20 protein-coding genes and 1 tRNA gene are annotated in these 18,129 nt (G+C 76.8%); 10 read left to right on the top strand and 11 right to left on the bottom strand.

Annotated features, from left to right (window positions below; genetic code table 11):
* Positions 1-42: 42 nt before the first annotated feature.
* Positions 43-723: a LuxR C-terminal-related transcriptional regulator gene (locus ACI798_RS16565; RefSeq protein WP_457048426.1), complete on the bottom strand. Its 681-nt coding sequence runs from the start codon at positions 721-723 to the stop codon at positions 43-45.
* A 332-nt stretch (positions 724-1,055) separates the two neighbouring features.
* Positions 1,056-1,140: transfer RNA gene (locus ACI798_RS16570), tRNA-Leu, on the bottom strand.
* Between the two features lie 118 nt (positions 1,141-1,258).
* Between ACI798_RS16570 and ACI798_RS16575 the strand changes: the two genes are divergently transcribed.
* Genes ACI798_RS16575 through ACI798_RS16585 form a run of 3 tightly spaced genes read left to right on the top strand, consistent with a single transcriptional unit; the run spans position 1,259 to position 4,450 of the window.
* On the top strand, positions 1,259-2,578 hold the full coding sequence (locus ACI798_RS16575; RefSeq protein WP_457048427.1) for a M20/M25/M40 family metallo-hydrolase: 1,320 nt from the start codon (positions 1,259-1,261) through the stop codon (positions 2,576-2,578).
* A gap of 54 nt (positions 2,579-2,632) precedes the next feature.
* Positions 2,633-3,439: an SDR family oxidoreductase gene (locus ACI798_RS16580; RefSeq protein WP_456939941.1), complete on the top strand. Its 807-nt coding sequence runs from the start codon at positions 2,633-2,635 to the stop codon at positions 3,437-3,439.
* A 57-nt stretch (positions 3,440-3,496) separates the two neighbouring features.
* Positions 3,497-4,450 carry an NADPH:quinone oxidoreductase family protein gene (locus ACI798_RS16585; RefSeq protein WP_457048428.1) on the top strand — a complete coding sequence of 318 codons (954 nt, stop codon included), beginning with the start codon at positions 3,497-3,499 and terminating at the stop codon, positions 4,448-4,450.
* Positions 4,451-4,492: 42 nt separating this feature from the next.
* Here ACI798_RS16585 and ACI798_RS16590 read toward each other — a convergent pair whose 3' ends face one another.
* The 4 genes from ACI798_RS16590 to ACI798_RS16605 all read right to left on the bottom strand — a co-directional run bounded on the left by ACI798_RS16590 (position 4,493) and on the right by ACI798_RS16605 (position 7,399).
* Positions 4,493-5,233, bottom strand: coding sequence for a hemerythrin domain-containing protein (locus tag ACI798_RS16590; RefSeq protein ID WP_457048429.1), 741 nt, complete (start codon positions 5,231-5,233; stop codon positions 4,493-4,495).
* 23 nt (positions 5,234-5,256) lie between these two features.
* On the bottom strand, positions 5,257-6,531 hold the full coding sequence (locus ACI798_RS16595; RefSeq protein ID WP_457048430.1) for a nucleotide disphospho-sugar-binding domain-containing protein: 1,275 nt from the start codon (positions 6,529-6,531) through the stop codon (positions 5,257-5,259).
* A gap of 11 nt (positions 6,532-6,542) precedes the next feature.
* Positions 6,543-7,127, bottom strand: a complete 585-nt coding sequence (locus tag ACI798_RS16600) for a TetR/AcrR family transcriptional regulator (RefSeq protein WP_456939945.1) — start codon at positions 7,125-7,127, stop codon at positions 6,543-6,545.
* 71 nt (positions 7,128-7,198) lie between these two features.
* Complete coding sequence (locus ACI798_RS16605; protein WP_387989578.1) at positions 7,199-7,399, bottom strand: DUF5703 family protein; 201 nt, start codon at positions 7,397-7,399, stop codon at positions 7,199-7,201.
* A 121-nt stretch (positions 7,400-7,520) separates the two neighbouring features.
* On the opposite strand from ACI798_RS16605, the gene ACI798_RS16610 reads away from it, so the two are divergent.
* Positions 7,521-7,784, top strand: coding sequence for a hypothetical protein (locus ACI798_RS16610; protein WP_456939946.1), 264 nt, complete (start codon positions 7,521-7,523; stop codon positions 7,782-7,784).
* A 144-nt stretch (positions 7,785-7,928) separates the two neighbouring features.
* Here the strand turns inward: ACI798_RS16610 and surE are convergent, their stop codons facing one another.
* Positions 7,929-8,696 carry a 5'/3'-nucleotidase SurE gene (surE, locus tag ACI798_RS16615; protein WP_457048431.1) on the bottom strand — a complete coding sequence of 256 codons (768 nt, stop codon included), beginning with the start codon at positions 8,694-8,696 and terminating at the stop codon, positions 7,929-7,931.
* Positions 8,697-8,805: 109 nt separating this feature from the next.
* Here surE and ACI798_RS16620 point away from each other — a divergent pair, with 109 nt between their 5' ends.
* Both ACI798_RS16620 and ACI798_RS16625 read left to right on the top strand, forming a co-directional pair.
* Entirely contained in the window at positions 8,806-9,294 is a 489-nt protein-coding gene (locus ACI798_RS16620; RefSeq protein ID WP_456939948.1) for a hypothetical protein, read from the top strand.
* A gap of 65 nt (positions 9,295-9,359) precedes the next feature.
* Positions 9,360-10,130: a DUF2470 domain-containing protein gene (locus tag ACI798_RS16625; protein WP_456939949.1), complete on the top strand. Its 771-nt coding sequence runs from the start codon at positions 9,360-9,362 to the stop codon at positions 10,128-10,130.
* A gap of 25 nt (positions 10,131-10,155) precedes the next feature.
* On the opposite strand, the gene ACI798_RS16630 is transcribed toward ACI798_RS16625, so the two are convergent.
* Positions 10,156-12,132, bottom strand: a complete 1,977-nt coding sequence (locus tag ACI798_RS16630; RefSeq protein WP_457048432.1) for an AAA family ATPase — start codon at positions 12,130-12,132, stop codon at positions 10,156-10,158.
* Positions 12,129-13,109 (bottom strand): aldo/keto reductase, encoded by a 981-nt coding sequence (locus ACI798_RS16635; protein ID WP_456939951.1) that lies wholly within the window; start codon positions 13,107-13,109, stop codon positions 12,129-12,131. Before ACI798_RS16635 ends, ACI798_RS16630 begins: the two co-directional genes overlap by 4 nt.
* Before the next feature lie 177 nt (positions 13,110-13,286).
* Between ACI798_RS16635 and ACI798_RS16640 the strand changes: the two genes are divergently transcribed.
* From ACI798_RS16640 to ACI798_RS16655, 4 genes are read left to right on the top strand one after another with little or no spacing between them, the layout of a single operon-like run.
* On the top strand, positions 13,287-14,120 hold the full coding sequence (locus tag ACI798_RS16640) for an undecaprenyl-diphosphate phosphatase (protein ID WP_457048433.1): 834 nt from the start codon (positions 13,287-13,289) through the stop codon (positions 14,118-14,120).
* Positions 14,121-14,138: 18 nt separating this feature from the next.
* Positions 14,139-14,825 carry a histidine phosphatase family protein gene (locus ACI798_RS16645; RefSeq protein WP_456939953.1) on the top strand — a complete coding sequence of 229 codons (687 nt, stop codon included), beginning with the start codon at positions 14,139-14,141 and terminating at the stop codon, positions 14,823-14,825.
* Between the two features lie 35 nt (positions 14,826-14,860).
* Positions 14,861-15,412: a DUF3090 family protein gene (locus tag ACI798_RS16650; protein ID WP_456939954.1), complete on the top strand. Its 552-nt coding sequence runs from the start codon at positions 14,861-14,863 to the stop codon at positions 15,410-15,412.
* A gap of 16 nt (positions 15,413-15,428) precedes the next feature.
* A complete protein-coding gene (locus ACI798_RS16655; RefSeq protein WP_456939955.1) occupies positions 15,429-16,172 on the top strand; it encodes an SCO1664 family protein in 744 nt (247 codons plus the stop codon).
* A gap of 171 nt (positions 16,173-16,343) precedes the next feature.
* On the opposite strand, the gene ACI798_RS16660 is transcribed toward ACI798_RS16655, so the two are convergent.
* The gene (locus ACI798_RS16660) at positions 16,344-17,060 is read right to left on the bottom strand and encodes a maleylpyruvate isomerase family mycothiol-dependent enzyme (RefSeq protein ID WP_456939956.1); all 717 of its coding nucleotides are present in this window, start codon (positions 17,058-17,060) and stop codon (positions 16,344-16,346) included.
* Positions 17,061-17,101: 41 nt separating this feature from the next.
* On the bottom strand, positions 17,102-18,085 hold the full coding sequence (locus ACI798_RS16665; RefSeq protein WP_456939957.1) for a sugar-binding transcriptional regulator: 984 nt from the start codon (positions 18,083-18,085) through the stop codon (positions 17,102-17,104).
* Between the last annotated feature and the right edge of the window lie 44 nt (positions 18,086-18,129).

The following is an 18,129-nucleotide window of genomic DNA, read 5'->3' on the forward strand; positions in this document are numbered from 1 at the left end:
CTGCCGTGTCCGAGCGGGACCGTCCGGTGCGGCACCCGTCGGTCAGGTGCTACCCCTGGGTGTGCGGCGGGACGGGGTCGTGACGTCCGCGGACGGCAGGGCCCCGTCGGCCCCGCGGCTGCGCAGCTGCGTGACCAGGACGGCGGCCTGGGTGCGGCGCTGCAGGCCCAGCTTCGGCAGCATGTTGGTGACGTAGTTCTTCACCGTCTTCTCCGCCAGGCCGAGGCGATCGCCGATCTGCCGGTTGGTGAGCCCGTCGCCGATCAGCAGCAGCACGGCGCGCTCCCGCTCGGTGAGGCCGGCCAGTGGATCCGGTCGCCCGGCGCCGCCGCGGGGATCGAGCAGTGCGGTGACCTCGGGGGCGAACACGGTGCCACCCGCGGCCACCCGGCGCACGGCCGCCGTCAGAGCCGGACCGCGCACGTGCTTGACCAGGTATCCCGACACCCCCGCCCGCACGGCTGCCGCCACCGTCTCCGGATCGACGTACTGGCTGAGCACCAGGCAGCGCACCCCGGGGACGTCCGCACGCAGCCGGGTGCAGGCCTCCGCCCCGGTGCCGTCGGGCAGGCGCATGCCGATCACGGCCACGTCCGGGCGCACGGCCCGGCCCCGGGCCACCGCCTCACCGACGGAGGCCGCCTCCGCGACGACCGTCATCCCGGCGTCACCCGCGAGCACCTGGATCACGCCGCGGCGGACCACCTCCTGCTCGTCGAGCACGAGAACCCGTACGACAGCGGTTCGTGACGGCATCGGCATCAGCTCCCCGGGGGTCGAGGGGGCGGCACAGCGTCGTCGGCCTGCAGGTGGAACGCCATTCGGCCGCGTGGTAGTCCGGCACCCGCGTCGGCACCTCGCGGGTGGGGGCCCGAGACCACGGAGCGGACCCGGCCGACCGCCGGCGGTGCCCGGCCGGCACGGCGTCACCGGCGCAGGTGGCCCGGAGGGCGCGCCACGGCAACCGCCCTCGCGCGGCCCACCGACAGCGCCCCGGAGGCCCGGACGTGAAGCGCCCCGGGTCCCTGACCTGCAGGAACACCGGGGCGGTGCTGTGTCCGAGGGGGGACTTGAACCCCCACGCCCGATAAAGGGCACTAGCACCTCAAGCTAGCGCGTCTGCCATTCCGCCACCCGGACGAGTGCGGGACCGAGACTACCCGACGCCCTCCGCGGTCCGGCACGGGTACCCCGCCGTGTCGCATCGCCCGGTCGTCCGTCCCGATCGGAGGCCGGGGCGGGCCGTAGTGTCGCCGGGGTGGAGAACCGAGGTCCCGTCCAGGCCCAGGCCGAGGTCGCCGAGCTGCTCAGCGAGCTGATCCGGATCGACACGACCAACACCGGCGACACCGCCACCAGCGCCGGCGAGCGGACCGCCGCCGAGTGGGTCGCCGGCAAGCTGGACGAGGTCGGCATCGCCTCGCAGATCCTGGAGTCCGAGCGCGGGCGGGCCAGCACCGTCGCCCGCGTCCCCGGCGCCGACCGCAGCCGCCCGGCGCTGCTGGTGCACGGCCACCTCGACGTCGTCCCCGCGGACCCGGCCGAGTGGAGCGTGCACCCGTTCTCCGGCGAGGAGCGCGACGGCTACGTGTGGGGCCGCGGCGCGGTCGACATGAAGGACATGGACGCGATGGTCCTGGCGCTGGTGCGCGAGTGGGCCCGCACCGGCGTGCAGCCGCCGCGCGACGTCGTCCTCGCCTTCGTCGCCGACGAGGAGGCCGGCGGGAGGCTCGGTGCCCGCTGGCTGGTCGACGAGCACCCCGACCTGTTCGCCGACTGCTCCGAGGCGATCAGCGAGGTCGGCGGCTTCTCCATCACCGTCCGCGACGACCTGCGCCTCTACCTGGTCCAGACGGCGGAGAAGGGCCTGGCGTGGATGCGCCTGACCGCCGGCGGGCGGCCCGGGCACGGCTCGTTCGTCCACGACGACAACGCCGTCACCCGGCTGTGCCAGGCCGTCGCGCGGCTGGGCTCGACCCGGCTGCCCACCGTGCTCACCCCGCCGATGCGGCAGTTCCTCGCCGCGGTCGAGGACGCCTACGGCATCGAGATCGACCCGGACGAGCCGGAGGAGGCGCTGGCCCGGCTGGGCAGCATCAGCCGGATGATCGGCGCGGCGCTGCGCAACACCGCCAACCCCACGATGCTCGCCGCCGGCTACAAGACCAACGTGATCCCCGGGACGGCGAGCGCCACCGTCGACGGCCGCTTCCTGCACGGCCAGGAGGAGGAGTTCGAGCGGCAGCTCGCCTCCCTCGTCGGCGAGGGCATCCAGCGCGAGTGGATCGTCCACGACCAGGCCGTGGAGACGACGTTCGACGGCCCGCTGGTCGACATGATGACCGCGGCGCTGGAGGCCGAGGACGACGGCGCGCGGCCGGTGCCGTTCACGATGAGCGGCGGCACCGACGCCAAGAGCTTCGAGCGGCTGGGCATGCGCTGCTTCGGCTTCTCGCCGCTGCGGCTGCCCGCCGACCTCGACTTCGCCTCGCTGTTCCACGGCATCGACGAGCGGGTGCCGGTGGAGTCGCTGCGCTTCGGCGTCCGGGTGCTCGACCGCTTCCTCCGCGGCGTCTGACGCGGCCCGGGAGGGCCCGGGAGCGCCGGGCGGGCGCCGTGGTGTGATGCCGGGGTGACCTCTCCCACACCTCCCGGACCGGGTTCCGTCGCGCTGATCACCGGAGGGACCGGCGGCTTCGGCCGCGCCCTCACCCAGAAGCTGCGCGAGCGGGACGTCACCGTCGTCGCCGCCGACCTCGACTCCGAGCGCAACCGGTCGGTGGCCGAGGAGCTCGGCGCGCACTTCGTCGCCCTCGACGTCACCGACCGCGCCGCCAACGAGGCCGTCGTCGCGCAGGTGGAGGCCGAGCACGGCCGGCTCGACGCCGCCTACCTCAACGCCGGCATCTCCGCGGCCAAGAGCGACGACGCCCTCGACCTCGACGAGTTCATGCGCGTGGTCGACATCGACCTGTTCGGCGTCGTCTACGGCGTGCAGGCCGCGCGCCCGGCGATCAAGCGGGCCGGCGGTGGCGCGATCGTGGTGACGGCGTCGCTGGCGGGCCTGTCGCCGATGCCCACCGACCCCGGCTACAGCGTGGCCAAGGGCGGCGCGATCGCGTTCGTCCGGTCGATGGCGCCGCGGCTGACCCGCGAGGGCATCACCATCAGCGCGATCTGCCCCGGCTTCGCCGACACCGCGATCATCGACCGCATCCGGCACGAGTTCGAGGCCGCGGACTTCCCGGTCATCCCGGCCGCCGAGGTCGCCGACGCGATGGTCATGGCCTGGACCTCGGGCGAGCCCGGCGCCGCGTACGTCATCCAGCCCGGCGTCGGCACGGTGCCCTACAAGTTCAAGGGCGTGCCGAGCGCGAAGACCGCGACCGGCGAGACCGCCGTCGTCCCCGAGGCGCTGCGGCCGCCGTCCATGCTCTGAGCGCTCCTGCCGGGGGCCGGCGACCGGCGTCACCGGCCCTCTGGCAGGGTCGGGCGCATGCGTGCGTGGCGGGTACACGAGCTCGGCGACCCCTCGGAGGTCATGCGGCTGGAGGACGTCGAGGAGCCGACCCCGGCCGAGGGCCAGGTCAAGGTCCGCGTGCGGGCGGCGGCGCTGAACTTCCCCGACGTGCTCATGGCGCAGGGGCGGTACCAGGAGCGCCCGCCGCTGCCCTACACGCCCGGCATGGAGCTGTGCGGGGAGACCGAGGACGGCCGGCGGCTGATCGGCCCGCCGGCCGGCGGTCCCGGCGCCTTCGCCGAGTACGCGCTGATGGACGCCCGCGACGCCTGGCCGGTGCCCGACGTGCTGTCCGACGAGAAGGCCGCGGCGCTGTGGATCACCTACCAGACCGGCCACGTCGGCCTGCACCGCCGGGCGCACCTGCAGGCGGGGGAGTGGCTGCTGGTGCACGCCGGCGCGGGCGGCGTCGGCTCGGCGGCGATCCAGCTCGGCAAGGCCGCCGGCGCGAAGGTCGTCGCCACCGCCGGCGGCGCGCACAAGGTCGAGGTGTGCCGCGAGCTCGGCGCCGACCACGTCGTCGACTACACGACCGAGGACTTCGTCCCCGTCGTCAAGGAGCTCACCGGCGGCGAGGGCGCCGACGTCGTCTACGACCCGGTCGGCGGCGACGTGTTCGACAGGAGCCGGAAGTGCATCGCTTTCGAGGGCCGGCTGGTCGTCGTCGGGTTCACCAGCGGGCGGATCCCCGAGGCGCCAGCCAACCACGCGCTGGTCAAGAACTACAGCGTCGTCGGCCTGCACTGGGGGCTGTACAAGAAGAAGGACCCGGCCGTGATCGGGCAGACGCACGACGAGCTGGTCCGGCTGGTCACCGCGGGCGCGATCGACCCGCTCGTCGGCCAGGTCCTGCCGCTGGACCGGGCGCCGCAGGCGCTGGCCGCGCTGGCCGACCGCGGCACCGTCGGCAAGGTCGTGCTCGTCCCCTGACCGGACGCGCCGGGCGGCCGCGGGCCGCCCGGCGGACCGGGGTCAGGCGTGGCGGAAGACCGCCCGCTCCCGCCGCCGGAACGGGCGCCGGAGGACCAGACGCCAGACGGCCACGAGGGCCCGCCCGCGCTCCTGCCGCTCCAGGGCGGCCACGCCCTCCGGGGGCATCTCGTGCAGGACCCAGGCGACCAGGTCCAGCAGCCGCGGGGTGGTGTACGCGGTGTCGAAGAACCGGGCGCCGACCCACTCCCAGTCGGCCGGCTGCAGGTGGTCCTGCAGCACCCGCATGGCGTCGCGCTCCTCGTGGGCCAGGTGCCGGTCGACGTGGACGTGGGCGGACGTGACGGCCGCGGCCAGCGCCTCCCGTGCGGGCCCGTCGGCCACGCCCGCCAGCCGCGCGAAACCGTGCGAGCACTCCCCGAGCAGCGGGTCGATCGCCGCGTGCTCCGCCGCCATGGCCTCCAGGGTCGCCCGGCCCTCCGCGTCCCCGGCCGCGGCCGTCCGCTCGAGCAGCAGGGGCCACAGCCCGGCGTCCTCGGCGGTGTGGTGGTGGTGGAGGGTCGCGGCGAAGTACTCCCAGCGGCGGCGCAGCAGCTCCCACGTCCGGCGGTCCTCGAGCGGCGTGCGCTCGACCGCGCGGCCGAAGGCGGCGAGGTCACGGCGGAAGCCGTGGTGCATCACCCACATCAGGGTGAGGTCGACCGGGCCGTCCGGTGCGTCGGCCTGGCCGGGGAGGCGGAGCTGGGCCGAGGCCGGTCGGTGCGGGGTCAGGGTGGTGGACATGGCGTCCTCCGGTGGGTGGGGGTTCAGGCCGGCGTCCGCCGGTCGTCGGACGTGCCGGTCCCCGCGCCGCACTCGATCTCCTCGACCAGGCGGGGACCGGCGGCGTCGGCGCGGAGCCGGGTCCCGAGTGCCCGGGCGGCGCGCCGGTAGCGGGGGTCGGCGAGCAGCCGCCGCACGGCGGCCGCGATCCGGTCGGGTGAGGCGCCCGGCCGGAGGCTCAGGACCGCACCGTGCCGGCGGGCCCGGACGACGTTGTCCCGCTGGTCGCGGCCCATGGGCAGGCACAGCGCGGGGACGCCGGCCGCGAGGGCCTTCAGCAGCGTCCCGTGCCCGGCGTGCGTGACGACGACGTCGGCGACCGCGAACAGCGGGGCGTGTGCCGCCGACGGCACCACCACGACGCCGCCGGCCCCCGGGACGCAGGCGGGGTCGACCATCGGGCCGGTGGGGACGACGGCGCGCACCGGCAGGCGCCCGAGGGCGGTGGCGACGCGGCGCAGCACGTCCTCCTGGGCCTGGTAGGTGCTGGAGAACCCCGCGACCACCAGCGGCCCGTCCCCGGCCGGCGGTGCGACCGGCCCGGCCCAGACCGGGTCGTCGAGCACCGGCCCGACGTACCGCACGTTCGGCGGCAGCCGCGCGGGCAGGTCGAAGGCCGCGGAGGTGAGCACGAGCACCCGGGCGGCACGGTCCCACTGCGCCCACAGGTCGCGCAGCGGGGCCAGGCCGAGCCCGGCCCGGACGGCGTTGAGGTCGGGGAGACCCCGGTTCCACGCGCGCCGGACCAGGGTGTCGAGCGACCGGTCGCGCGCCCGGCCGAGGGGCCCGCGCGCCGGGGGCAGGCCCGACCCGAACGGCGGCAGGTCCGGCGTGGGCCGGGAGTAGGCGTTCGCGCAGAGCGCCACGGAGGGGGTGCCCGAGGCCTCCGCGGCCACCAGGGCGCCCAGGAGCACCCCGCTGGCCACGAGCACGTCGGCCGGCCGCGCCGCCAGTGCGGCCCCGACCTCAGCGGCGTAGGCCACGGCGGGGCCGGTGAGGACCCGGGTGAGCAGCCGGTCGAGCACCTGCAGCGGCGTCCGGCAGGTCGTGTCGTCGACCAGGTCCCGGTCGGCCGAGGACCGGCGGTGCGGCGCCTGCCGCCAGGGGCGGAACGCGGCCCCGGCCGCGCGGACCCCGGGCTCCAGCGTGGGATCGCCCAGGACGTCGACCGTGTGGCCCCGGGACACCAGCCGCCGCACGACCCCGACCTCCGCCGGCACGGTGCCGCCGCCGTCCCACAGCGCGACCTGCACGTGCACGGCACGCCTCCTCAGGACGGGGCGGTCGCGAGGGCGGCCCGGACGAGGTGGGTGAGGACCGCCGTGGTCTCGGCGCGGGAGTGCCCGAGGTCGCGGCGCAGCAGCTTCCACGCGTGCACGTCCGTGACCGCGTAGAGCGCGGCCAGCGCGCGTCGCCGGGCCCGCGGCTCGTCCGGCAGGTCCGGGGCGAAGGCCTGCTCGAGCAGCGCGCGGTGGTGGACACGGGCCCGGCCGACCGCCACGGCGAGGTCGGCGATGCGCTCGGCGACGGCCTCCAGGCGGACGTTGGCGTCGCCGAGCGCCTCGTACTGCCGCACCAGCCCGCGGACGAACCCGGGGACGTCCCCGGGGACGACGCGGCCGCGCAGTGCCTCCACCTCGGGCCGCAGCAGCTCGGCGACGGCGAGGAACAACCCCTCCTTGGACCGGAAGTGGTTGAGCAGCGTCTGCTGGGTCACGCCCGCCGTCGCGGCGATCTCGGCGATGCGGACCTCGTCGTAGGGCCGGTCCACGAAGCGGTCGCGGGCGACGGCGAGGACGCGCTCGCGGGTGCGCTCGACGGCACCCGCCCGCGTGCCGGACGTGCTCTGCGTCACACGCAGAGCGTGGCCCTCGTTTGACCTGTGGTCAAGCGAGTCCTTGACGTCGGCTCAAACGGGAGCCGGGGTCAGGTGACGGGCATCGGCAGGTAGGACAGCCGCGCGCGGCGCCGCAGGACGACCTTGCGGGTGCCGTCCGCGTGCAGCTGGAGGCGGGCCAGCTCCCACCCGCCGACGTCGGATTGGAGGCTCAACATGGTCGCCGCTGCGGAACGGGACGTGCCCGGGGGGATCCGCAGCGGCGCGTACTCCCAGTCGGCGGCGTTCACCCGCCCGATGTTGCCACGGTGGACACCTGCTGGTCACCCGGGCGGCGGCCCCCGGACTGCCGCTGCCGGGGACCGGCGGCAGGATGGACGGCGACCCGGTCCGCACCCGAGGGAGGACGACGTGACCGATCCCGGTTCCGCCACCGACGCCGACCGCGCCGAGCAGGAGGCCCTCCTCGAGCCCGCGGCCCCCGCCGGGGCCGGCGACGCGGGACCGGTCGGCGACCTCGACGCGAACGAGGCCGACGCGCTCGAGCAGCAGCTGGCGACCGCGCCGGGCTCGGCCGGCCCGCTGCGCCCGGTCGGCGACGTCGACGCCAACGAGGCCGACGTCCTGGAGCAGGAGGCGGACGTCCCCTTCGACGACGACGACCGCACCGCCTGACCGGGACCGTCGGCGGGGGCCGGTGGACCCCCGGCACGGCCGCGGTCCTGCGGGACGCCAGGTCCGAGGGCCGCGCACCGTCCCCACCACCACGCCGGCGACGCTCGCCTCCCGGGCGCACGAGCACCTGCGCCCGCTGCCCGCTCAGGCGCCGTCGAGCCCCGGGTAGTCCGCCCCGGGCGCCTCGGCGGGCGGCCGCAGCAGGGTCACCGTGGCCCACCCCTCCTGCAGCAGGGCGTCGTCGGTGCCCGGCACGGGCCCGTCGGGGGTCTCGCGGAAGGTGAGCGCCACGAAGTCCTCGCCGGTCTCGCCCACCTCGACCTGCACCGCGCCGAAGGACGCCAGCCGGGCCGGGCACAGCCCGCGCAGCCGCTCCGGCGGGACGTCGGGGACGTTGACGTTGACCACCACCGGCCCCGGCGGGTGCGCGAGGGTCCACCGCAGCGCCCGGCGGGTGACCTCCTCGGCGGTGGCCCACGCGTGCGCCGCGGTCGGGTCGGCGCTGCCGGCCAGGGACACCGCCAGCCCGGGGAGCCCGTGCAGGGTGCCGGTCAGCGCGGCGCCCACGGTGCCCGAGTGCAGCACCGCCGTCCCGGTGTTGGGACCCCGGTTGACGCCGGAGAGCACGAGGTCCGGCCGCGGCCCGAACGCGCCGCGCACCCCGGCGAAGGCGATGAGCGCGGGGGAGGCCTCGACGGCCAGGGAGCGGACGGCGCCCGCACCGGGCGGCCGGCGCTCCCGGACCGCCAGCCGGTCGCCCTGCAGCAGCGCGGTCAGCGACGCGCTGGACCCGCTGGACTCCCGGTCGGGCGCGGCCAGCGTCACCTCCAGGCCGGTCTCCGCCGCCACCCGGGCCAGCAGGTGCACACCCGGGCTGTCGATCCCGTCGTCGTTGGTCACCAGTGCGTGCACGCCGCCCCCTCCCGGTCGGGTCGGCGACCCGGTGCCCCGCGGGCGCGTCCGGCACACCCGTCCGGGGTGGCCACGTCCCCGGGCGGGCGCCCCCCGGCATGCTCGGCGGGTGCCCCTCGTGCTGGTGTTCCTGCTCCTCGTCGCGCTCGTGCTGCCGCTGCTGGCCTGGTCGCTGGCCGGCCGCCGGTTCTGGGCGGACCTGCGCGGCCCGGGCACCCGCGACCTGCGCGCCGAGGTGGTCGCCCGGCACGGGCTGAGCGGTGCCGAGGCCGACACCGTGCAGACGGCGGTGACCCGCGGCCGGGCGGTGGGCGACGCGCGGCTGCGCCCGGCGGCCGCCGACTGGGCCGGCACGACGCTGGCCGTCCTCGACGAGCAGTCCGCCGCGCACGCCCGCCGCGACCGCGCCGCGTCCGTCGTCCTCGGGCTGGCCGGGCTGTGCCTGCTGGCCGCGGTGGTCCTGGCCGTGGTGCTCGACGCCGGCGGGGTGGTCTACCTGCTGGTGGTGCTCGCCGCGGGGGCGATCGCCAACCTGGCGCTGCTCCCGGCGACGGTCCGGCGCAACCTGCGGCGGGCGCGCACCGCCAACGGGGGATGACGTTCCGCTTCCCCTGCGCCGGGAGTGTGGTTAGGCTTCCCTTACCGTCGTCCTGAAGGGGAGCCATGACCACCTGCCCGGGTTCTCCTGCGCTCTCCGTCGCCGGCGCCCCCGAACGGGCCCGCACCGCCGCGACCCGCAGCGCCGCGGCGCTGTGCGTCGCCGGCCGCGAGCCGAGCCGCCCCCTCGCGCACGCCACCACCGCCGCCGGGCAGGTGCTCGTGCTGGTCCCCGCCGACGGCGAGGTCGCCGCCGCGCTCGGGGCCGCGCCGGGCCGGGACGTCTCGGCGCTGCTCATGGTCAGCGACCGCGCGCCGGTGCCGCTGCGCGACCCGGTGCGGGCCACCCTGTGGCTGGCCGGCTGGCTCACCCCGGTGCCCGAGGTCGACCGGCGGGCGGCCGCGGTCGCCTTCGCCGAGGTCCGGCCCGAGGGCGCGCTGCTCGACGTCGGGACGGCGGCCACGCTGCTGCGCCTGGACCTCGCCGAGGTCGTGCTGCGCGAGGGCGACGCGTGCACCGAGGTGGCGCCGGGCGAGTTCGCCGCCGCCCGCCCCGACCCGCTCGCCGCCGTCGAGGCGCGGATGCTGCAGCACCTCGACCGCGACCACCCCGACGTGCTCGCCGTCCTGCGCAGCCGGGTGCCGGCCGCGCCGGGGGAGACGGTGCGCCCGCTGGGCGTCGACCGGTTCGGCTACCGGCTGCGCGTGGAGCGGCCGGGCGGGCACCGCGACGTCCGGGTGCCCTTCCCCCGGCCGCTCACCTGCCCCGGCCAGCTGCGCGCGGCGACGTCCCAGCTGCTGTGCGCCCTCCGCGCCGGCCTCACCCGCCGGGACTAGGGACCAACAGCGCTGCACGGGCCGTTCAGGCGTCCAGGTTCTCCTGGAGCAGCCGGGCCAGGCGGGTGCGCCGCGGGCGGACGTCGACCTCCCGCACCGCCCGCGCCAGCGCCGCGCCCGACGCGTGCACGATCGACAGGTGCTGCTGCGCCCGGGTGAGCGCGGTGTAGACCAGCGGCCGCGACAGCATCCCCCCGGCCTCCGGCGGCAGCACCACGACGACGCCCGGCCACTCCGACCCCTGGGCGCGGTGCACCGTGATCGCCCACCCGTGCCGCAGGTCGGGCAGCGCGTCGCCGGTCACCGTCACCGGGCCGGAGGAGAAGTCGACCGTCAGCGAGCCCTCGCCGGTGCCGGTGACCACGCCGACCTCGCCGTTGGCGAACCCGATCGGCTCGAGGTCCAGGTGGTTGGCGGTGGCCACCACCCGGTCGCCGACGTCGAAGCCGAACACCGTGCCGTCGCCGGGGTTGAGCCGCTCCTTGAGCGCCTTGTTCAGCTCGATGGTGCCGGCCGGCCCGCGGTGCACCGGCGTCACCACCTGGACGTTGCGCGGATCGATCCCCAGCGCCCGCGGGATCGAGTCGGTGACCAGCTGCACCACCCGCCGGGCCGCCTCGCCGCTGCCGGCCGCGGGTACGACGACGACCTCGCGGTCGGGGGAGTCGACCGGCGGCAGCTCCCCGGTGCGCACCGCCGACGCCAGCCGGGCGATCGCGCCGCCCTCGGCCTGCCGGTAGAGCGTGGTCAGCTCGGTCACCGGGACGACGCCGGAGTCGATGAGGTCGCCGAGCACGTGGCCGGGGCCGATCGAGGGCAGCTGCGCGGGGTCGCCGACGAGCAGCAGGTGGGTGCCGTCCGGGCAGGCCTCCAGCAGCGCGGCGGTGAGCTCGACGTCGAGCATCGAGGCCTCGTCGACCACCACGACGTCGGCGTCCAGCGGCCACTCCTCGTTGCGGGCGAACCCGCCGCCGAAGCCCTGCGCGCCGAGCAGCCGGTGCACGGTGACCGCGGGGTGGTCGGTGAGCTCCTCCAGCCGCTTGGCCGCCCGGCCGGTGGGGGCGGCCAGCGCGACCTCGGTGCCCTTGGCCCGCAGCAGCCGCACGATCGCGGCCACGGTGCGGCTCTTGCCGGTGCCCGGGCCGCCGGTGAGCAGCGAGACGCCGGCGCCGAGCACCTGCGCGACGGACCGCTTCTGCGCCTCGTCGAGGCCCTGGGACACCGAGCGGACGGCGGCCGGGTCGGCGATCCGCCCGGCGGTGGCGGCCAGCCGGGCCACGCCCTCGGCGACGGCCTCCTCGGCCATCCCGAACCGGCCCAGCGACAGCATCCGCAGCGCCGGGTCCGGCTCGGGCGGCTCGGCGTCAGGAGCGCTGTCGGAGGACTCGTCCCACTCCGGCTCCGGCGGCTCGTGGTCGAGCACCTCGCCGGACTCGACCGCCGCGACGATCGCCGCCGCCGAGTCGGCGACGCCCTCGGCGCGCAGCGCGGCCACGACCAGGTCGGCGGGCAGCACGGTGTGCCCGTCGCGGCTGGCCGTCCGCAGGGTCATGACGACGATCGCGCGGCCGCGGCGGGAGTCCTGCCGGTCGGCGCCGGGCAGCAGGGAGATCGCCAGCCGGTCGGCGTCGGTGAGGCTGACGCCGTGCAGGCCCAGCAGCGCCCACGGGTCGTCGCGCAGCCGGCGCGCGGCGTCGTCGCCCAGGGCGTCGGCGGCCGAGGACGCCAGCTTCGCGTCCAGCCCGGCCCGCACCAGCAGCTCGACGACGCCGTAGGTGGGCTGCGCGGACAGGAACGAGGAGAACAGCCGCTCGGCGCGCTGCTTGCCGACCCGCGGCATCTTCAGCAGCTTCGCGGCGGTGACGTCGTCGGGGGAGGTGATGCCGGCGGCGGGCAGCTCGCCGGCCGCCCGCTTGCCCAGGCCCGGCCACAGGCCGGCGGCGACGAAGGCGGCGAAGACGGGGTCGGGGGCGGGAGCGGTGCTCACGGGGGTGGTGGTCATCGGGCGGTGCGCTGGTCCGGGTAGGAGAAGTGCGGCGCGGAGACGTCCTCCAGCGCCGTGCGGATGGCGGCGGGCAGCCGCACGCTCTCGGCGTCGAGCGAGGCCTGCAGCTGGACGGCGGTGCGGGCGCCGACGACGGGCGCGGCGACGCCGGGCCGGTCGCGCACCCAGGCCAGCGCGACCGCCAGCGGGGTGGTGCCCAGGCCGTCGGCGGCCGTGGCGACCGCCTCGACGATCCGGTCGGCGGTGGCCGAGCGCAGGTCGTCGATGAACCCCGCCCACTGCGGCGAGGCGCCGCGCGAGCCCTCCGGCGTCGCCGCCCGGTACTTGCCGGTGAGCAGGCCCCGGCCCAGCGGGGACCAGGCCAGCACGCCGAGCCCGAGCGCCTCGGCGGCGGGCACGACCTCCCGCTCGACGCCGCGCTGCAGCAGCGAGTACTCGACCTGGGTGCTCACCAGGGGCGTCCGGCCGGGCCAGGCGCGCTGCCAGGTGGCGGCCTGCGCGGTCTGCCAGCCGGTGTAGTTGCTCACGCCGACGTAGCGGACCCGCCCGCTGGCGACGGCGGTGTCGCAGGCGGCGAGGGTCTCCTCGACGGGGGTGTGGTCGTCCCAGGCGTGCAGCTGCCACAGGTCGACGTGGTCGACGCCCAGCCGGGCCAGGGACGCGTCGAGCGCGGCCAGCAGGTGCCCGCGGGAGGCGCCGCGGCCCAGCGGCCCGGGCCCGGTGCGGCCCACGGCCTTGGTCGCGACGAGCACCTCCGACCGCGGGACGACGTCGGCCAGCAGCCGGCCCAGGGTCCGCTCGCTGTCGCCGTCGCAGTAGACGTCGGCGGTGTCGACGAGGGTGCCGCCGGCGTCGACGAAGGCGGTGAGCTGCAGCGCCGCCTCGTCCTCGTCGGTGTCCCGGCCCCAGGTCATGGTGCCCAGCGCCAGCCGGGAGACGACCAGGCCGCTGCGTCCCAGCGCCCGTTGTTCCACGACCGGCCAACCTACCGTCGCGGGACGACACCGGCCGGTGGGCGCGGCGGTGTGAGGACGGCGACCCGCGTGGTGGCGGGCCGGCCCCGGCGACCCGACCTAGGCTGTCCTCCCGTGCTCCGACGGAACCCGCGCACCGCGTCCCGCCCGACCCCCGGAACCCGGGGCTGAGCGCCGGTGGGGTGGTTCGAGGCGGTCGTCCTGGGGCTGGTGCAGGGGCTGACCGAGTTCCTGCCGATCTCCTCCAGCGCGCACCTGCGCGTCGTCGGGGAGGCCGCGGGCTGGGGTGACCCGGGCGCGGCGTTCACCGCGATCACGCAGATCGGCACCGAGGCCGCGGTGCTCCTCTACTTCCGCAAGGACATCGCGCGGATCGTCGTCGCCTGGCTGCGGGCGCTGCGCGACCGGTCGAAGCGGTCGGACCCCGACGCCCGGATGGGCTGGCTGATCATCATCGGCAGCATCCCGATCGTCGTCCTCGGCCTGCTGTTCCAGGACGACATCGAGACGACGTTCCGGGACCTGCGGATCGTCGCCATCTCGCTGGTCGCGTTCTCGCTGGTCCTGTACTGGGCCGACCGGGTCGGCCGCAAGCGGCGGGAGCTGCGGCAGCTCACCGTCCGGGACGGGCTGCTGTTCGGCCTGGCCCAGGCGATGGCGCTGGTGCCGGGCGTGTCCCGCTCCGGCGGCACGATCACCATGGGCCTGTTCCTCGGCTACACCCGCGCGGCCGCCGCCCGGTACTCGTTCCTGCTGGCCATCCCGGCGGTGCTCGGGTCGGGCTTCTTCCAGGTCTACGAGGCGCTCACCGGCGACGTCGCGGGGGAGACCGTCTCCTGGGGGCCGACCCTGCTGGCCACGGTCATCGCCTTCGGCGTCGGCCTGTCGGTGATCGCCTGGCTGCTGCGCTACCTCGACCGCGGCACGTTCACGCCGTTCGTCGTCTACCGCGTGGTGCTCGGCCTGGCGCTGCTCGCGCTGGTCGGCGTCGGGGTGCTGGCCCCGCGCTGACGCCTAGGCTCGGGCGTCGTGACCACCGTCATCCTCCTGCGGCACGGCCGGACGACGGCGAACGCCGGCGGCGTGCTGGCCGGCTGGACCCCGGGCGTGCGGCTCGACGAGACCGGGCAGGAGCAGGCGGCCGCGGTGGGCCGGCGGCTGGCGCCGGTGCCGCTGGCCGCGGTGGTCAGCAGCCCGCTGGAGCGCTGCCGGCAGACCGCCGAGGCGGTCCTCGCCGACCGCGACCTGGAGCTGCAGGCCGACGACCGGCTCGGCGAGGCCCGCTACGGCGACTGGACCGGCCGGAAGCTCGAGGAGCTGGTCGAGGACCCGCTGTGGAAGGTCGTGCAGCAGCACCCCTCCGCCGCGGTGTTCCCCGGCCCGGAGGGGGAGGGGCTGGCGCAGACCCAGGCGCGCGCGGTGGCCGCCGTCCGCGAGTGGAACGCGCGGCTGGGGCCCGACGCGGTGTGGCTGGCGTGCAGCCACGGCGACGTCATCAAGGCCGTCCTCGCCGACGCCCTCGGCCTGCACCTGGACGCCTTCCAGCGGATCGTCGTCGACCCGGCGTCGATCTCGGTGGTCACCTACACCGAGACCCGGCCGTTCGTCGTCCGGGTGAACGACACCGGCGGCGACGTCGCGGCACTCCTCCCGAAGGAGCGGAAGGCCGACTCCGACGCCGTGGTGGGCGGCGGGGCCGGGGCGGCCGCGACCTGAACGCAACCGTCCGCCTCCCCGCGTAACCTGGGCGCGTGCCTCGCCAGGTCTTCCGCTTCGACCGCCCGTCCCGGTTCGTCGCCGGGACGGTGGGCCAGCCCGGGGACCGCACCTTCTACCTGCAGGCGTCCGACGCCGAGGGGCGCGTGGTCAGCGTCGCGCTGGAGAAGTCGCAGGTGCAGGTCCTCGCCGAGCGCATGGACGAGCTGCTCGACGAGATCTCCACCCGCCCCGGCACCGCCGTCCCGCCGACCGCCGACGTCGACGACCTCGAGCCGCTCACCGCGCCCGTCGACGAGGAGTTCCGCGTCGCCGCCATGGGCCTGGCCTGGGACGGCGAGGCGCAGGCCGTCGTCGTCGAGGCCGTGGCCGCCACCGACGAGCCGGTCGACGAGGAGGCCATCCTGTCCGACGCCGAGGAGGGCCCCGACGCGCTGCGGGTGACCATCACCCCCGGCGCCGCCCGCTCGTTCGTGGCCCGCGCCCGCCGCGTCGTCGCCGCCGGCCGGCCCTCCTGCCCGCTGTGCTCGCTGCCGCTGGACCCGACCGGGCACGTCTGCCCCCGGCAGAACGGCTACCGCCGCTGATCCCCGGACGACGGCGATGAGCGAGCCCGCGGAGGACCTCCGCGCCCCGGCCACCGCCGCCGAGGCGCGCGCCCTGCTGCGCGAGGGCGAGATCGACGTCGAGGGCCGCATGCTCGACGCGAGCAACGTGACGCTGTTCGGCACCGTCCGCACCGGCACGCTCGAGGCCGAGTGCGTCTACAAGCCGGTCGCCGGCGAGCGGCCGCTGTGGGACTTCCCCGACGGCACCCTCGCCGGGCGCGAGGTGTCGGCGGCGCTGGTCAGCGAGGCCACCGGCTGGGACGTCGTCCCGCCCACCGTGCTGCGCGAGGGCCCGTTCGGCCCCGGCATGGTGCAGCTGTGGATCGACGGCGACCCCGACGTCGACCTGGCCGCGTTCGTCCGCTCCGACCACCCGGGGCTGCGCCGCATGGCGGTGTTCGACGCCGTGGTGAACAACGCCGACCGCAAGGGCGGGCACATCATCCCGACGACGTCGGGCCACGTGTACGGCGTCGACCACGGCATCTGTTTCTCCACCGACCCGAAGCTGCGCACCCTGCTGTGGCGCTGGGCGGGCCGGCCGCTGCCGCTGGAGGCGCTGGCGGTGCTCGAGCGGCTGGCCGACGACCTGCGCGGGGACCTCGGCGCGGCGCTGCACGAGCACCTGACCCGGCGCGAGGTCCGCTGCACGCAGCAGCGGGTGGCCGAGCTCCTGCGCACCCAGCTGCACCCCGAGCCGTCGGGGGACTGGCCCGCCCTGCCCTGGCCTCCCTTCTGACCGGTCGCGGCGCCCGACCCGGGCACCGTCGTACGCCGGCGGCCCACTCGGGTGCCGGAACGGGCCGTGGGCGTTCGACGGTGTGCGCTGACGCCGCACCCGGGACGCCGGAACCCCGCGTCGGCGCACACGCTCACGCGCCGGCGGGCCGTCGGGTGGGCCCGGACCGGGTCAGGTCAGGTCGACCGCGGCGATCATCGCGGCCGCCTGGAGGCCGTCGCCGTCGACGGTGAGCACCTCCAGCGGCACCCGCCGCCAGCACGCCAGCAGCAGGTCACCGGCGGTGCCGCGCAGCGTGGCCACCGGCTGTGGCCGGGTGCCGGCGAACAGCGTCCGCTCGACGCCGGCGTCGATGGCGTGCAGCACCACCGGGTGCGCGCCCTCGGGCGGGCCGTCGGGCAGCGCGCCGGGCACCATCACCTCCAGCCACTCGTCGAGGCCGTCGAGGCCGACGTCGGTGGGGATGGGCCGCACGTCGCCGAGCACCTGCTCGACGTCGACGGTGTGGACGACGGCCTCCTGCACCTGGCGGCGCAGCACGAAGGCGACGTCCTGCCGGGGCGCCCAGGTCCACACCCGCTCGGCGGGGTCGGCGCCGGCCAGCGCGGCCTCCAGCTCCGCGGACTGCCCGGACGCCCAGCCCAGCAGCTCGTCGTCGGGACGGCGGTGCGGCTGCACGTACCCGCCGGGGTCGGCGGCGCGGGTGCGCACCACCCACGCCCAGAAGTGCTGGACCTCGCCGAGGTGCCACACCAGGTCGGCCAGCGTCCAGCCGGGGCACCCCGGTACCGGGGCGGTCCAGCCGCCGGCCAGCACGGCCTCGGCGGCGGCGTCGGCGAACCGGGCGTCGGTGCGCCGCAGCACCGGCAGGTAGCCCGACAGCTCCATCGCGGCCTCCTCGCGCGGGGACGGGCCCCGACGCTAGCCGGTCAGCGGGCCCACAGGGCCGGCACCGGGCGGGGCGCGGCCCGGCGCAGCAGCAGCGCCGCGGCGGTGCGCTGGTCCAGCACCAGGTCGGTGACCAGCCCGCCGGCCAGCGCCGCGGCCAGCGCGGTGACCTTGCTGACGCCGGCGACCGCGCACACCCGCCGCGGGATGCGGCGCAGCGCCGGCGGGACCAGGCCGCTGGTGCGCGTGTTGATCGGGATGCCCTCCCAGGTCCCGTCGCCGCGCAGGAAGACGGTGCACACGTCGCCCACCACGGAGGCGGCGGCGAGGTCGGCGCGGTCGGCGGGGCCGAGGTAGCCCTCGGCCCAGACCCGGCTCGGCACCGGGCCGGCCATCGCGCCGACCCCGAACAGCGCGACGTCGGCGGACTGCTGGATCGCCAGCACCCGGCGCACGCTGCGCTCGCGCCACATCGCCTGGCGGGTCTCGGACCGGTCGAAGAACGCCGGCACGGGGAAGTGGTGCACCTGCGCGTCCCAGGCGGTGCCGAACCGGCCGAGGACGTCGCTGCCGTAGCCGACGCCGCTGCTGTGGGTGTTCATCGCGCCGTTGAGCTGGACGACGTGCGCGTCCCGCAGCGGCCGGGCCCGCAGGTGCTGGCCGACGGCGCTGGTGGTGGTGCCCCACGCCAGCCCGAGGGTCATCCCGTCGCCCATCGCCTCGTCGAGGACCGCCGCCGTCCGGTCGGCCACCAGCTGCAGCCGGGCGACGTCGGGGGCGTCCTCGGGCACCGTGACCACCCGGGCCGTGACGCCGAACCGGGCGCCGAGCTCGCCCGCCATCGAGGCTGCACGTCCGTGCACGGCGCTGACCGCGACGGTGACGATGCCGAGCGCCCGGGCGGCGTCCAGCATGCGGGACACGGTGGACCGCGAGACCCCCTCCTCGGCGGCGATGTCCTCCATCCGGACGCGGTCCAGCCAGTACCGACGGGCCACCCGCTCGAGGTCGTCCTCGGACGCCACGCCGCCCTCCCTCCCGACGCGGGCGACACCCCGCGGTCGGCGTC

The sequence above is a fragment of the Geodermatophilus sp. SYSU D01045 genome (assembly GCF_054050295.1).